This is a genomic window from Tenacibaculum sp. MEBiC06402 (assembly GCF_049239625.1).
Taxonomy (GTDB): Bacteria; Bacteroidota; Bacteroidia; order Flavobacteriales; family Flavobacteriaceae; genus Polaribacter.
The window spans coordinates 154500-168434 of record NZ_JBMKKT010000089.1 but is presented as its reverse complement, the minus strand read 5'-3'; the positions used below and the strand labels follow the sequence as shown (position 1 = coordinate 168434).

The 13935-nt window shown below is 31.5% G+C and carries 16 protein-coding genes; 8 read left to right on the top strand and 8 right to left on the bottom strand.

Translation table 11 applies throughout. The features are described 5' to 3' along the window. Nucleotides 1–70 precede the first annotated feature (70 nt). The 3 genes from ACOSP6_RS05685 to ACOSP6_RS05675 all read right to left on the bottom strand — a co-directional run bounded on the left by ACOSP6_RS05685 (nt 71) and on the right by ACOSP6_RS05675 (nt 2119). A complete protein-coding gene (locus tag ACOSP6_RS05685) occupies nt 71–400 on the bottom strand; it encodes a hypothetical protein (RefSeq protein WP_422094922.1) in 330 nt (109 codons plus the stop codon). 340 nt (nt 401–740) lie between these two features. After that, nucleotides 741–1433 carry a LytR/AlgR family response regulator transcription factor gene (locus tag ACOSP6_RS05680; RefSeq protein ID WP_422094923.1) on the bottom strand — a complete coding sequence of 231 codons (693 nt, stop codon included), beginning with the start codon at nt 1431–1433 and terminating at the stop codon, nt 741–743. After that, a complete protein-coding gene (locus ACOSP6_RS05675; RefSeq protein ID WP_422094924.1) occupies nt 1430–2119 on the bottom strand; it encodes a sensor histidine kinase in 690 nt (229 codons plus the stop codon). The genes ACOSP6_RS05680 and ACOSP6_RS05675 overlap by 4 nt, the downstream gene beginning before the upstream one ends. Nucleotides 2120–2603: 484 nt before the next feature. On the opposite strand from ACOSP6_RS05675, the gene ACOSP6_RS05670 reads away from it, so the two are divergent. Together ACOSP6_RS05670 and ACOSP6_RS05665 are read left to right on the top strand one after the other, a co-directional pair. Continuing rightward, nucleotides 2604–3485, top strand: coding sequence for a thioredoxin family protein (locus ACOSP6_RS05670; RefSeq protein WP_422094925.1), 882 nt, complete (start codon nt 2604–2606; stop codon nt 3483–3485). A gap of 16 nt (nt 3486–3501) precedes the next feature. Further along, entirely contained in the window at nt 3502–3888 is a 387-nt protein-coding gene (locus ACOSP6_RS05665) for a DUF1573 domain-containing protein (protein WP_422094926.1), read from the top strand. Nucleotides 3889–3939: 51 nt separating this feature from the next. Here ACOSP6_RS05665 and ACOSP6_RS05660 read toward each other — a convergent pair whose 3' ends face one another. The 5 genes from ACOSP6_RS05660 to ACOSP6_RS05640 all read right to left on the bottom strand — a co-directional run bounded on the left by ACOSP6_RS05660 (nt 3940) and on the right by ACOSP6_RS05640 (nt 9799). Continuing rightward, nucleotides 3940–5064 (bottom strand): DNA helicase PriA, encoded by a 1125-nt coding sequence (locus ACOSP6_RS05660; protein WP_422094927.1) that lies wholly within the window; start codon nt 5062–5064, stop codon nt 3940–3942. Between the two features lie 20 nt (nt 5065–5084). Next, nucleotides 5085–6197 carry an SPFH domain-containing protein gene (locus ACOSP6_RS05655; RefSeq protein WP_422094928.1) on the bottom strand — a complete coding sequence of 371 codons (1113 nt, stop codon included), beginning with the start codon at nt 6195–6197 and terminating at the stop codon, nt 5085–5087. Nucleotides 6198–6324: 127 nt separating this feature from the next. Then, the gene (locus ACOSP6_RS05650; RefSeq protein ID WP_422094929.1) at nt 6325–7071 is read right to left on the bottom strand and encodes a succinate dehydrogenase/fumarate reductase iron-sulfur subunit; all 747 of its coding nucleotides are present in this window, start codon (nt 7069–7071) and stop codon (nt 6325–6327) included. 10 nt (nt 7072–7081) lie between these two features. Beyond that, on the bottom strand, nt 7082–9097 hold the full coding sequence (locus ACOSP6_RS05645) for a fumarate reductase/succinate dehydrogenase flavoprotein subunit (RefSeq protein WP_422094930.1): 2016 nt from the start codon (nt 9095–9097) through the stop codon (nt 7082–7084). Nucleotides 9098–9109: 12 nt separating this feature from the next. Continuing rightward, complete coding sequence (locus ACOSP6_RS05640; RefSeq protein ID WP_422094931.1) at nt 9110–9799, bottom strand: succinate dehydrogenase cytochrome b subunit; 690 nt, start codon at nt 9797–9799, stop codon at nt 9110–9112. Nucleotides 9800–10019: 220 nt separating this feature from the next. Between ACOSP6_RS05640 and ACOSP6_RS05635 the strand changes: the two genes are divergently transcribed. From ACOSP6_RS05635 to ACOSP6_RS05610, 6 genes are all read left to right on the top strand, one after another. Further along, entirely contained in the window at nt 10020–10865 is an 846-nt protein-coding gene (locus ACOSP6_RS05635; protein WP_422094932.1) for a helix-turn-helix domain-containing protein, read from the top strand. Between the two features lie 162 nt (nt 10866–11027). After that, nucleotides 11028–11354 carry a hypothetical protein gene (locus tag ACOSP6_RS05630; RefSeq protein ID WP_422094933.1) on the top strand — a complete coding sequence of 109 codons (327 nt, stop codon included), beginning with the start codon at nt 11028–11030 and terminating at the stop codon, nt 11352–11354. Between the two features lie 175 nt (nt 11355–11529). Continuing rightward, the gene (locus ACOSP6_RS05625) at nt 11530–11733 is read left to right on the top strand and encodes a hypothetical protein (RefSeq protein ID WP_422094934.1); all 204 of its coding nucleotides are present in this window, start codon (nt 11530–11532) and stop codon (nt 11731–11733) included. A gap of 347 nt (nt 11734–12080) precedes the next feature. Further along, nucleotides 12081–12224 carry a hypothetical protein gene (locus ACOSP6_RS05620; protein ID WP_422094935.1) on the top strand — a complete coding sequence of 48 codons (144 nt, stop codon included), beginning with the start codon at nt 12081–12083 and terminating at the stop codon, nt 12222–12224. 713 nt (nt 12225–12937) lie between these two features. Beyond that, nucleotides 12938–13495, top strand: coding sequence for a carboxymuconolactone decarboxylase family protein (locus tag ACOSP6_RS05615; RefSeq protein ID WP_422094936.1), 558 nt, complete (start codon nt 12938–12940; stop codon nt 13493–13495). Nucleotides 13496–13532: 37 nt separating this feature from the next. Further along, the gene (locus ACOSP6_RS05610; protein WP_422094937.1) at nt 13533–13895 is read left to right on the top strand and encodes a cupredoxin domain-containing protein; all 363 of its coding nucleotides are present in this window, start codon (nt 13533–13535) and stop codon (nt 13893–13895) included. The last annotated feature ends 40 nt before the right edge of the window (nt 13896–13935 follow it).

Sequence of the window (13935 nt, the reverse complement as noted above, 5' to 3'; positions counted from 1 at the left end):
TGAGTGATACAAAAAAAGCCATCATTTTAAATGATGGCTTTTTCAATATAAATTTGTTAAATGTAAACTCTTAAGCTTTAACTAATTTTAAAGGCATTTTGTAAATTTTACCTTTTACGATAAACTTATTAGAAATAGTTCTATAGTTTAATTTGTTTTTTACATAAGTTTCAACGTCTGAATTGTTTGTATCAACAGTTAAAACGATAACTTCTCCTTTGTTGTTGATCATGAATTCAACATCAGCAGTTAAATCTTGATTAAATTCAAAATTTGCTTTTCCTAATAATTTAATAATTTCAGTTCTAATCTCAGACTTTACTACTTCAGCTGGTCTTGAGTTGTTAGCAAAAATTGTAGTGCTTACTGTAATTGCTAATAATAAAAATAACTTTTTCATCTTAATGGTATTTTATTGTTTTGGGTTTGTTTTTTTGTTTATTAATTACATGCCAAAAGTACCACCACCTACCTTATTATTGACTATTAAAAATGTTAATAAATCATCTCATTTTTGATGTTTTTTGTTAAAGTTCTCTAAAAGTTTACAATTCATAAACATTGAATAATTCACAATAAAAACTAGGTTTAATTAATAATAAATTATAAAAAACAGCTATACAAACGTTTTTAGTATCATATATTCAATATAAAAAATATGAAAAATTCAAAAACAGGAGTTAATTTAAGGTTAGAATCAGTGAAAAAATGGACGTCAGATTTTGGATTTAACGAAGAAATTATCGTTCATTTTTTGGATTGAATTTTTTTATAAATTCTGATTTAAATGTTCGCCCAATTGGAATTTTTTGAGAGTCAATATTAATTTCATTTCCAGAAATGCGATCAATATGATTTAAATTCACAATATAAGATTTATGTACCTGTATAAAACTGTCGGTTAGTTTCGAATTCCAATTCTTCAGTGAATCAATAAAGACGTATTTTTTATTTGGTGTAACAAAGGTTAAGTAGTTTCGATCTGATTCAATGAATAGAATATCTTCGAGTGTAACTTTATGTAAGGTTTTATCAATATTAAGAAAGATATAATGGTTGGTTGGCTTCGTTTGAATTCTATTTAAAGTTTGCTCAACCTTATGAATTGACTTTAAAAAGCGATCAAATGAAAAGGGTTTTACTAAATAATCAACAATCGTATCCAGTTCAAAACTTTCGACGGCATAGTTAGGATATGCAGTTGTTATTATTATTTGTGGCGGATTCTTAACGGTTTTAATAAAGTCAATGCCTAATATATCTGGAAGATTGATATCTAGAAACAGGAAATCAACAGTATGTTCTTTTAAAAATTCATTTGCATCAACAGCCGTTTGAAAGGTTTTAACCAAATTTAAATCAGGAACTTTATCAATGAATATCTTTAAAAGATTTTGTGCTGGTATTTCATCTTCGAGTATAATACAATTCATGAATCCAGATTTAGTTGTAGCGAAACTTTAAAGGTATCTTTTTCCTGAACATTCAAATTATAGTTATTTAGGTAAAGAAGATCTAGTCGTTTCTTCAAATTTGATAACCCAATTGATTCGAGTGAATCCTTTTCTTTAGTAATGATAGCAATATCATTCTGTATAAAACATTCTAATGTATTTTCAACTACCTTAATATTAATGATGATCTCACTATTTGTTGGACTATGTTTAAAAGCATTTTCAATAATGGTAATTAACAGCAAAGGAGCTATTTTGTGTTGGTAGGAATCTATTGAAACATTATAAGAAATGTTTTTAATTCCTTGTGTTCTTATCTTTTGAAAGTCGATATAATTATCTATGTACTGAAGTTCTTTTTCTAAAGAAATATAGTCTTCTGTACTTTCATATAATACATGTTTGAGATTATCTGATAATTTTAAAATTAAATCTGGAGTTTGTTCAGGCTTTTCAATAGAATAAGAATAAACAGTGTTTAAGTTATTAAACAATACATGCGGATTAATTTGTGATTTTAAAAATCGTAACTCTAACTCAGTTCGTTCTTGCAAAGCCTTTTCAATTTCTTCTTCCCGTTCTAAATACTTAAAAAGAATCCATACGAAAGAAAAGAAAATTAGTGGCACGATGGTTTGCCATAAATAATCACTCAAGCATTTCATAAAAGAGCAACCACATTTTGTAAATACATTACAATACAATTGTGTGGCTAAGAATGATATTAGAATGAATAAAATTGCATATAAAACATATTGTTTTCGTTTTACAAAAAACGGAAGAATAATGAAATTGTTGGTATAAACAATAATTACTAGAATAGATAAGTATTGAAGAAAAGGATTCTCTGACCAATAATACTCCGAAAAAACAAAAAGAGATACAAAGGTGAATAGTATCCAAAATAAAAGATGTACTAATGCTTGTGATATATATTTTTTCAGTAATTCCATTTTCGTTCATGAAAATACATAATTATTAGTTTTTGACTTGTACTGAAAGTACAAAATGCACATACCACGTTACGAACTACACATTATACATATAAGATTGTCGTTGGTACTTCTTTACGAGTAACAGATCAAGTTATTTTTTATTCATTGTTTTTAGCTCTTACTTTCGAGGTATCAACTAATTAATTAACAGTTTATGTTTCGAATAGTACTACTTACATTTTTATATGGTTTAGTAACAGTGTGTAATGCACAATTAAATAACATTGTTTCCGATGAAAAGGGAAATAAAATGTTGTTGGGTAAAGTAAATAGAAAAGGATTTAATAACGGCGATTTCGCATGGTTTCAAAAGAATTATGATCAGTACTTAACAAATGATAAAATCATTGATCGATTAAAAAATAAGGTAAATGATTATGAAATAAAAGTATTCTTTGGCTCTTGGTGTGGCGATAGCAAACGGAACTTACCAATATTCTACAAGGTTTTGGAGGAAGCTAAATTCTCTAAAAATAATCTAGAAGTAATCGCGGTTGATATTAAAAAAGAGGCTTATAAGCAATCACCGAATGGAGAAGAAAAAGGTTTGAATATTCATCGTGTGCCGACATTTATAATATATAAAGAGGGTAAGGAGATTAATCGTATTGTGGAATATCCGAAGGAAACTTTTGAGCGTGATTTGTTGAAAATTGTAAATGGTGAAAAATATACTTCTAAATACAGTGCTATTACATTATTAAATAACCTGTTGAAGAATCCTATTGATAGTGTAGTAAAAATGGAAAAACAGTTATTGGCTTACTTACCAGAGGTAACTGTTGGTGCAAAGGAGCTTAATACTTACGGTAATGTACTATTGCGAAAGAAGCAGTATGATAAAGCTGAATATATTTTTAAAATGAATGCAAAGCTGTATCCAAATCACTACGTAACCTATAGCAGTTTAGGTACATTTTATCATGATCAAAAAAGGTATACAGAAGCTTTGGAAGTGTTATATAAATCACTAAGTCTAAATCCTAAATATCAAAAGGTAAAAGATTTAATAGATGAGATCAATAAAAGTTTATAATTTAAAATTAGTTTATATGAAATTACGAGTAACAGTATTAGTATTGTTTTTAACTAGTGTGTTAAACTGCGCTGCACAAGAGTTTAAATTCGAGAAAGAAATCATTGATTATGGTAAGATTGCACAAAGCTCAGACGGAGTAAGAGTGTTTGAATTTACGAACATAGGAGATGCGCCTTTAATAATTAAACATATTAAATCCTCATGTGGTTGTGCAGTTCCTCAAAAACCAGAAAAGCCAATTATGCCAGGTGAAAAAGGTCAGATTTCAGTATCCTATGATACAAAAAGACCAGGAGGTTTCTCAAAAGCAATTACAATTTTTTCGAATGCAAAAAGAGAACGATTAAGTTTAAAAATTAAGGGATTTGTAAATAGAAATACACCAAAAGAAAAAGTGTAGAATGTAGTTTTTGAAGGGTGAAATCTCTCCTAATGATATAGGAGAGGTTTTCTATTGACTATTTTTTACGATTAAAACTATGGATGCTATTAGAATTATTCCTAAAAGAACAGCAAAAAATATTTTCCAAAACGAATATGGTCTTTTTCCATAAATAGTACCTGATTGACCATTTATATAAAAGTAGTATTGTTTGTTCTTGTAAGTGTAAGAAGATATATAAATAGGAAGTAAAATATGTTTAAAAGTTTCTTCAGACAAATTAAAATTTAAGCTATGTACTCTCTGTGTATCTCCACCAATATCATTTCGTGCCCATCTATCGGCAATCCGCCTCGCTTCACCTTTAGATTCTAAATGTCCATTTTTTAAGGAAAGTGTGTACTTTTCAGTTACAAATCCAGCTAGATATTTAGAGTCAAATGTTTCTAACCTGTTTAAATTCCAATTATATACTCGAGAAGGAATTTTACCTTTATGTTGGTTAGATGCGTTGATTAATGTGTCATCGATAAATCCACTTATGTTTCCCGAAGCATATGACCAATCTGTTTTACGAACTTGTCTTGTCTTAGTTACACGCTCTCCATTTTCGTAGGTTGTATAACTTTCATCTTCATAATAATAATCACCTCGTTGTCCAATATAACTTCCATAAAGTTGTGCGTCAAATGTCCAGAAAGGAAGATATAATCCTTTTAATCTGTGAGCCTGCAAAGAAGTTTTTTTTAAGATGTTCGGTGCGAACCATAAACTTTTAATCCATTTTTGAAATATAATAACGGCTTGTTTATTAGAGAATTGAAATGGCAATATTGCGCCAGGTAAAATCCAATCCTCTTCAAAAGACTCTTCAGTAATTAAAGGCTCAGAGCAATAAACACAATGTAGTGATTTATAGTTTTCTTCTACATGTTGATTGGCGCCACAGGATTTACAGTTTAACAAGCTTATTTTTTCTGTATAAGATTGCGAACCCATCTGTTCTAGATAAGGATATAATTCCAGTTCTTGGAATTCGGAAATAGGCTCGGTAATTACTTCCTCATGACCACAATAATTGCATTTTATGTGATTGGTTCCAGGGTTGTATACTAAAGATGCACCACAGTTTACGCAAGCTTTCTTATGCTCAGATTGTTGTATTGTTTTCTGATGTTCTGAATGATCAGTCATTAAAAATCAATAATTTTAACTTATAGGTTAGGTAATGGTGGTGGAGTTGAGTTTAATAAACTTTGTAAATCAGGTATATTTTGTAACATAGACCAGTTAGTCATTCCTTGAGTCCAAATTAAAGTTTGGCCATTAATGGTATGACTAGTAATTAAACTTGCTAATGTTTCTTTTGTAACAGGACCAACTTGTTGGTTATTCACAGCATAAAAATAAGTCACATTAGTATTTGGAATTGGAGGAGGAGCTTGAGATCCTGAAGTATTGGATGTTTTACTAAAGGCGTTACTCATTTGTTGCGCCATTGCAAATCCCATTCCCATTCCCATTCCTTCGCTTGCGGTGGAAGTGTTGCTAGCCGCTTGCTCAATAGCTTTTGCTGCCTTGAATTTTGTGAGCTGATCTAAATCAATTTTATTTAACCTACTATATTCAAAAATCTCCTTCTTCAAGGTCTCTGGCATGGAGATATTCTCGATGAAAAACTTTTCAATTGAAATTCCTACAGATTCAAATTCAGGTTGAAGTACGTTTAAACACGCTTCTGATAATTCCGTTGTATTGGCAGCATACATTTCAATAGGTAAATTTGCTTCTCCTATTGTATCAGTAAAACGAGTAGAAATTAGACTTTTTAAATGTTCATTAATTTCGAAAGTTGTAAAGTCACTATCGGTTCCAACAATATTTTTAATGAATTTCCCGGCGTCTAAAACTTTAAATGTATAGGTTCCGAAAGCTCTAACTTCTACAAAACCAAAACGATCATCATTTAAGGTTATGGGGTTTTTAGTCCCCCATTTTTCATCTGTAAATAACTTAGAATTTATGAAGTATACTTCTGCTTTGAAAGGACTGTTAAATCCGTATTTCCATCCTTGTAAAGTTGAAAGAATAGGAAGGTTTTTAGTACCTAAAGTATAAGTTCCTGGTAAGAATACGTCCGCTAATTCTCCTTGATTAATGAAGACTGCGATTTGACTTTCACGAACGATTAATTGTGCGTTGTTCTTGATTTCATTTCCATATCGTTCGAAACGGTAGGCTAAAGTATCATTGGTGCTATCAATCCACTCAATAATATCGATAAATTCATTACTAAGCTTTTTTCTTATTTCGTCGAAGATTCCCATTTAATTTTTTTTGATGTTATGTCACTAATATAAGTATAACTTTGGAGTTCTTCGTTACAGTAGCAAAGCAAAAAAACTCAAGCAATTTGCTTGAGTTTTTTAATTTTTATTGTAAAAAAGATATGAATTATCCTTTTAAACTTGCTTTTAAGAATTCAGTATTCATACGAGCGATGTTTTCTAAAGAAATTCCTTTAGGACATTCAACCTCACATGCTCCTGTATTTGTACAGTTTCCGAATCCTTCATCATCCATTTGCTTCACCATGTTTAATACACGATCCGTAGCTTCTACTTGACCTTGTGGTAATAAGGCAAATTGAGAAACTTTAGCAGAAACGTATAACATAGCTGATGAGTTTTTACAAGTAGCAACACACGCCCCACATCCAATACAAGTAGCTGCATCAAAAGCTTTGTCTGCATTTTCCTTATTAATAGGAATAGCATTTGCATCTTGTGTGTTACCTGAAGTGTTAACAGAGATAAACCCTCCTGCATGTTGAATTCTATCAAAAGCAGATCTATCTACTACTAAATCCTTAATTACAGGAAATGCCTTTGCTCTAAATGGCTCGATGTAAATCGTATCACCATCTTTAAACTTACGCATATGTAATTGACAAGTTGTTACACCTCTATCTGGTCCGTGTGCTTCACCATTAATATATAAAGAACACATTCCACAAATTCCCTCACGACAATCATGATCGAAAGCTACTGGCTCATCACCACTTTCAATTAATTGTGTGTTCAAAACATCTAACATTTCAAGGAAAGACATATCTGGCGATACGTCGTTGATATTATAATCAACCATTTTTCCTTTATCGCTTGCGTTCTTTTGACGCCAAATTTTTAACGTTAACTTCATAATTCTTTCCTTATTTGTATGAACGTTGTTTTAATTCAATATCGTTAAACTCTAACTCCTCTTTGTGTAAAACAGCATCTTTAGGCTCACCTTTGTATTCCCAAGCAGCTACATAGGCAAATTCTTTATCGTTACGTAAAGCTTCACCTTTTTGTGGTCCGTCTAATTCAACAGATTCTTCTCGGAAGTGACCTCCACAAGATTCAGTTCTGTTTAAAGCATCCTTAGCGAATAACTCTCCTAATTCTAAGAAGTCTGCTACACGTCCAGCTTTTGCAAGCTCTTCGTTGAATTCATTAGCACCTCCAGGAACTCTTACATCACTATAGAATTCAGCTCTTAAAGCAGAAATTTCTTCGATAGCTTCTTTTAAACCTTGTTCGTTACGAGACATTCCAACTTTGTTCCACATGATTTTTCCTAAACGTTTGTGGAAATAATCTACAGATTTTGTTCCGTTATTATTAACGAACTTATCGATAGTAGCACGAACACTCTTTTCAGCCTCTTCGAATTCTGGAGTTTCAGTTGAAATAGGTCCGGTACGAATATCATCTGCTAAATAATCACCAATTGTATAAGGTAATACAAAGTAACCATCAGCTAATCCTTGCATTAAAGCAGAAGCTCCTAAACGGTTTGCTCCGTGATCAGAGAAGTTTGCTTCTCCAATTGCATATAATCCAGGAACAGTAGTCATTAAGTTATAATCAACCCAAATTCCTCCCATTGTATAGTGTACCGCCGGGTAAATCATCATTGGAGTTTCGTATGGATTCTCGTCAACAATCTTCTCATACATTTGGAATAAGTTTCCGTATTTATTCCTAACAACTTCCTGTCCTAATTTTTTAACTAAAGCAGCATCGTTTACATTTAATCCTTTGATGGTAGCTTGCTCTTTGCCGTAACGTTCAATTGCCGAAGCGAAATCTAAATAAACAGCTTCACCAGTTGCGTTAACTCCGAAACCAGCATCACAACGTTCCTTAGCAGCGCGAGATGCAACATCACGTGGAACTAAGTTACCAAATGCAGGATAACGACGCTCTAAGTAGTAATCTCTATCTTCTTCAGCGATTTGTGTAGGTTTTAAACTTCCTTCACGAATTGCTTTTACATCTTCCATTTTCTTTGGAACCCAAATACGACCATCGTTACGTAATGATTCAGACATTAACGTTAATTTCGATTGGTGGTCTCCAGATACTGGAATACACGTTGGGTGAATTTGTGTGTAACATGGATTTGCGAAGTAAGCTCCTTTTTTGTGAGCTTTCCAAGCAGCTGTTACGTTACTTCCCATTGCATTAGTCGATAAGAAGAATACGTTTCCGTAACCTCCAGTTCCTAATACAACAGCGTGAGCAGAATGGCGCTCAATTTCTCCAGTAACTAAGTTACGAGCAATAATACCACGAGCTTTTCCGTCAACAATAACAACGTCTAACATTTCGTGACGGTTATACATTTTGATTTTTCCACGACCGATTTGACGGTTCATAGCAGAATAAGCTCCTAATAATAATTGCTGTCCTGTTTGTCCTTTTGCGTAGAAAGTTCTTGATACAAGTACTCCACCGAAAGAACGGTTATCTAATAATCCACCATAGTCACGTGCAAAAGGAACTCCTTGAGCAACACACTGGTCGATAATATTTGCAGATACTTCAGCTAAACGATAAACGTTAGCTTCACGAGAACGGTAGTCTCCTCCTTTTACAGTATCATAGAATAATCTGTATGTTGAGTCACCATCTCCTTGATAGTTTTTTGCAGCGTTGATTCCTCCTTGTGCAGCAATAGAGTGCGCACGACGCGGAGAATCTTGAAAACAAAACGCTTTTACGTTATATCCTAACTCAGCTAAAGTTGCAGCAGCAGAACCTCCTGCTAAACCAGTTCCAACAACAATAACATCGATTAAACGCTTGTTAGCTGGGTTAACTAAGTTGATTTTATTTTTATGATTAGTCCATTTATCAGCAATAGGACCTTTTGGTATTTTTGAATCTAAAGTTGCCATATGATACTATTATTAATGGTGATTGAAATGGTGAAATAATGCAATGAAGATGAATCCTAAAGGAAGACCAATTGCATAAATTTTACTAAAAGTTTTCAATCCTTTAGTGTATTTATTGTTAGCTCCTACCGATTGGAATGCAGAGTTAAAACCGTGTAAAAGGTGTAATGCTAAGAAAACAAAACCTAAACCGTATAATGCTACTCTCCAAATTGGAACGAATTTTTCTTGTAATTCTTCGAAGTATCTGAAACCGCTTTCTGCATTACTTGGATCAATTAAACCAGACATGTCTCCTGCTACGTATTTCACATTCATTTCATGTACCCAAAAATCAATCATGTGAATGATTAGAAAGATTAAAATGAATAATCCGCTGTAAATCATGTTTCTACTCATCCAAGTAGAGTTTGCAGCCCCATTATTTTTCGCATATTTAACAGCACGTGCGCTGTTATTTTTGATTTCTAAAACAAATCCCATTGCAAAGTGAAATATTACACCGAAAATTAAAACGGGTTGTAATAAATATTGAACAGCCCAAAAAGTACCCATAAAGTGAGAAGCTTCGTTAAACGCATCTGCACTGAATACTGATAAGATGTTGATTGCAAAATGTTGTAATAAGAAAACCATTAGAAAGAGTGCCGAAAGTGCCATGGCAAACTTCCTTCCGATAGAAGATTTAAGTAATCCGCTCATTATTTTGATTGTTGGTTATAAATAATTACAAGCAAAGTTAAGACCTAAGGCTAATTTCTACAAGGATTAAAGTTTGTTTTGTTAAATATTTAGAATCGGTATAAATAAAACGATTTCGAACGGCATAATTTTGAACAGATTAGGAAGTTTTTTGACTACAATAAAATCATTTATGTTAGCAATTTACTTTTTTACGACCAATTGATAAACTAACAAAACTATGGCTATTCAAGATATTAAAACGTATAATTTTCAAGATGTGTTTTCCTTGCAATTGGTGCAATTTGAAAAGGCTTGTGTAGTTAACGAACCTAAACAGATTAACGACTACAAAATTTTTTGGATTAAAAACGGGGAAGGAACGTATAATATCGATTTTAAAAGTTATTCTTTTAACGGAAGTGTGTTGTTTTTTCTATCTCCAGGTCAGGTTTTTACGGTAGATTCTGAAAAAATAAAGGAGGCCTATCAATTAAGTTTTACTAGAGATTTTTATTGTATTCAAACTCATGATACGGAAATTGCTTGTAACGGAGTGTTGTTTAATAATGTGTATGAAACACCTTTTGTAATTCCTACCGAAAAAGATATTCGCAAGCTAGATTTTATACTTGAGAATTTGGTTGAAGAGTTTGATGTTGACGAAACAGCTCAGTATGATATGTTGCAATCGTTTTTAAAACAATTTATCATTTATTCGGTGCGAATAAAAAAGGAGCATTCAGAAATTAAAGAAGACACTGAAACTAAATTATTTAAAGATTTTAGTTTACTGGTTGAACAAAACTTCAAGAAGTTACATAGTGTAACAGACTACGCAAATCGATTGGCAATTTCGCCAAAGTCATTAACCAAACACTTTCAAAAAATAGGTTCTGAAACGCCTAGTGATTTTATTAAAAACAGAATTATCACTGAGGCAAAAAGACAATTATTATATTCTTCTGAAGCTATAAAACATATTGCGTTCGATTTAGGCTTTAACGATCCAGCCTATTTTTCTCGTTTTTTTACCAAAGGAACGGGATTTTCTCCTGCACAATTTAAAAAACAGTATAAAGGCTAATACTTAGTGTTTGCTTCCAAATTACTTTATTTAAAATAAATGATGTTTATCTTTTAAAAATCAGGTGTTTACCTCTTTTTTTTAGGTGGATTTCCTAGCCAATTATAGATTTCTGAGACTAACTTTATAAACCAGAAACTACATTATCTAAAACTTTACACAATGAGCAATAATGAAGAAAATTTTAGTTTAGAATCTATAAGCCTATTTAAAGGAATCCAAAAAATGTTTTTAAGTGCGTTCTTATTAATAGTTGTATCAGGACTTGTTATTTTCGCTGCGCTTCCACCAATAGTAATTGCCGCTATTATTTTAGCTATAGTTGCATTATTGGCAACAGGAGGATGTTTAGCTGTTAGAAATTTTACTGCTGGAATTAAAACCTCTTATGCTAATAACCCAGTCGCAGCAGCAGCCCGATATGGTTTTCCAACTTATGCAGCTTTAAGAGCAGCAATTCCTGCGCCAGCAAGATGGTGTGCGAGTTGATTTTTATTGGAATTTTACCTTTCTAATTTATTTCGTTTATTGTTGTTTAAGCTGATACTTGGGTAGATAATTTACGGTGTTGAACTTAAAATAGTATAATTTTTGTTATTTCTTATAGTAACAATTGAGTTAATTCTTAAACGTAAGTGTAGTATTAATCTTTAAATTTTATATTATGTTAAAATCAATTTCAAGTTTAGGTATTAGCTTAAGTAAAGACGAACAGGCTAGCATTTTTGCTGGTGTTACAGCATCTGGTATGTGTGGAAATGGAACAACATTTTCTATAAGAAATGCTGAAAATACTGGTGATGGTGGATACAGTCAAGCTCAAAGTATTTGTGGATCATCAGGTGTAGCCTCAGTTGTGTTTAGATAGTAATAATACAGCACAAGCTTTTTGTAGATAATGCATTATAATGTATAAGTAAAAGTGGGCTTGCCCACTTTTTTTGCTTTTTAGTTTATACTTAACTGCTGTTTTAAAGTTTGTATTTTTGACTTATGGTTTTATTTAATCTGCCATTAATTCTAACTATATCGATAATTTTGTTTCTATTGCATATTGGTTATAACTACTATCGAAAATGGAAAAACAACTAGAGAAACTACTGTTTGATTAATCATTCGTTTTTTGTTTTTTATCTGAACTTACATCTAGTTTTATCTGAAATTTTTAAATAATTAGATTTTACAAATTACCTTAAGTAAGTAAAATTTATAATTATGAAAGCTAAACCTATATTCATAAGACTTATTAAAGCATATGGAAATGAATACGTTATTAAATTTCCAAAACTTATTATTACCGTTGATAGATATTATTATACTAAAATGTCTAATAGTCCAGATGAGTATAAATTCATTTAATTACACTTTTAATTTATTTTGTTTTTGCTATTTTTATTGATTGAACAATAGCTATGAATAAATGGATTTAGAAAATATAGAATTAAGAAAAGTATCTCTAGGAATGAGAATATTCCTAATTTGTTTAATTATTATTTTTATAATAAATCCAATTTACAAATTTGTTCCTGATTTTATAAGCTGTACTTGTTGGGAGCCATTTACTTACAGACATATTAATTTTCCTGTTAATAATCATCCTTGTGATGTAGTGTTACATCATGTTGCTTTCTAGTTTATATATTTAGATGATGAGATCATTATTGATTTTATTCTAGATTTTCTTTCGAGCACTAAAAATGGTTGGAAGATTTTTCTCCTTTTAATAATTATCACTGTTATTTGTGTTATTGTAATTCCTTAGCTAGTATTTTTCAATATTAGTTATAATACTTTTTTAGCTTATTTTGTTTTTAAAAGGCAAATTTCCCCTCATTTCTTCCTCTTTTTCTTCCAAATTCTCAATTGTACAACTCTTAGGAACCTTTGTCCATTTTTGGAGGTCTATTCTCGTCGCATCTTTGTACCAGAAAGTTTTTAGAAACCCTATTAAAACAAAAACAACATGAATACAGAAAGATATCAATGCCCGAATTGTTGGGGATACCAAGAATACGAAGAGCAAAACGAATTATGTAACAAACAAGAGATTAATAATTAAAAAACCTAAAAAAATGAGTACAAGAATTGAAACATTAAACCCAGACACAACAACAGGAAAATCAAAAGAATTATTCGATGCAGTTCAAAACAAACTAGGATTTATTCCTAACCTTATAAAAGTATTTGGTAATTCACCAGCAACATTACAAAGCTATTTATCACTAGGAGAGTTAACAGCAAGCGGAAACTTTTCTAACAAATTTAGAGAGCAATTAGCATTGGCAATTGCTGAAGAAAATAGCTGTAACTATTGTTTATCTGCTCACACAGCCATTGGAAAGATGAACGGATTAACAGATGAGCAAACAGAAGAAAGCAGACAAGGTCGCGCTGAGGATGCAAAAGTTGAAGCTGGTTTACAATTAGCACAAAGCATCACAAGAAATAGAGGAAATATTTCAACAGCAGAAATTCAAGCAGCAAAAGCAGCAGGATATAACGATGGAGATATTTTAGAAATCGTATTAAATGTAGTTTCAAATACCTTAACAAATTACGTAAACCATATCGCAGAAACAGAAATTGATTTCCCAGCGGTTGAGGCAGGCAAGTTCGCAGTAAATTCATAATAATCCTTATCATAAATAAAAAAGAACAAAAACAATCATGAAAAAAGCAATAGCAATTTTAGTAGTAATCTTAGGTTTTTCTTTTAACGCAAATGCACAGGATGCTAAAACCGTAGCATTAGAACAAACTAAAGGAGAGTTCACTCAAAAATCGGTAACCTTATCGGAAGGAACCTATGTTTTTGAAATTACAAATAGTAATGTTGGAAAAGACGTTGGGTTTGTATTAGCTCCAAAAGGAAAAACAGAACAAAAAGATCATATCAAAGAAGCATATGTTACTTCATTAGCAAAGAATAACACAACTTCTTCATCTAAGAAAGTAACACTAAAAAAAGGAGAATATGTGTACTTCTGTCCATTGAACCCTACTCCTCAATATACTCTTATAGTAAAGTAGTAAAAGTTGTTAACTTAAAAAGCTCAGCATACCGCTGAGC

What these genes read in the sequence shown, in the direction of transcription:
- ACOSP6_RS05645 (WP_422094930.1), bottom strand. Translation starts at nt 9,097, where the DNA reads ATGGCAACTTTAGATTCAAAAATACCAAAAGGTCCTATTGCTGATAAA.
- ACOSP6_RS05630 (WP_422094933.1), top strand. Translation starts at nt 11,028, where the DNA reads ATGAGCAATAATGAAGAAAATTTTAGTTTAGAATCTATAAGCCTATTT.
- ACOSP6_RS05640 (WP_422094931.1), bottom strand. Translation starts at nt 9,799, where the DNA reads ATGAGCGGATTACTTAAATCTTCTATCGGAAGGAAGTTTGCCATGGCA.
- ACOSP6_RS05610 (WP_422094937.1), top strand. Translation starts at nt 13,533, where the DNA reads ATGAAAAAAGCAATAGCAATTTTAGTAGTAATCTTAGGTTTTTCTTTT.
- ACOSP6_RS05635 (WP_422094932.1), top strand. Translation starts at nt 10,020, where the DNA reads ATGGCTATTCAAGATATTAAAACGTATAATTTTCAAGATGTGTTTTCC.
- ACOSP6_RS05620 (WP_422094935.1), top strand. Translation starts at nt 12,081, where the DNA reads ATGAAAGCTAAACCTATATTCATAAGACTTATTAAAGCATATGGAAAT.
- ACOSP6_RS05660 (WP_422094927.1), bottom strand. Translation starts at nt 5,064, where the DNA reads ATGACTGATCATTCAGAACATCAGAAAACAATACAACAATCTGAGCAT.
- ACOSP6_RS05670 (WP_422094925.1), top strand. Translation starts at nt 2,604, where the DNA reads ATGTTTCGAATAGTACTACTTACATTTTTATATGGTTTAGTAACAGTG.
- ACOSP6_RS05680 (WP_422094923.1), bottom strand. Translation starts at nt 1,433, where the DNA reads ATGAATTGTATTATACTCGAAGATGAAATACCAGCACAAAATCTTTTA.
- ACOSP6_RS05665 (WP_422094926.1), top strand. Translation starts at nt 3,502, where the DNA reads ATGAAATTACGAGTAACAGTATTAGTATTGTTTTTAACTAGTGTGTTA.
- ACOSP6_RS05615 (WP_422094936.1), top strand. Translation starts at nt 12,938, where the DNA reads ATGAGTACAAGAATTGAAACATTAAACCCAGACACAACAACAGGAAAA.
- ACOSP6_RS05650 (WP_422094929.1), bottom strand. Translation starts at nt 7,071, where the DNA reads ATGAAGTTAACGTTAAAAATTTGGCGTCAAAAGAACGCAAGCGATAAA.
- ACOSP6_RS05625 (WP_422094934.1), top strand. Translation starts at nt 11,530, where the DNA reads ATGTTAAAATCAATTTCAAGTTTAGGTATTAGCTTAAGTAAAGACGAA.
- ACOSP6_RS05655 (WP_422094928.1), bottom strand. Translation starts at nt 6,197, where the DNA reads ATGGGAATCTTCGACGAAATAAGAAAAAAGCTTAGTAATGAATTTATC.
- ACOSP6_RS05685 (WP_422094922.1), bottom strand. Translation starts at nt 400, where the DNA reads ATGAAAAAGTTATTTTTATTATTAGCAATTACAGTAAGCACTACAATT.
- ACOSP6_RS05675 (WP_422094924.1), bottom strand. Translation starts at nt 2,119, where the DNA reads ATGAAATGCTTGAGTGATTATTTATGGCAAACCATCGTGCCACTAATT.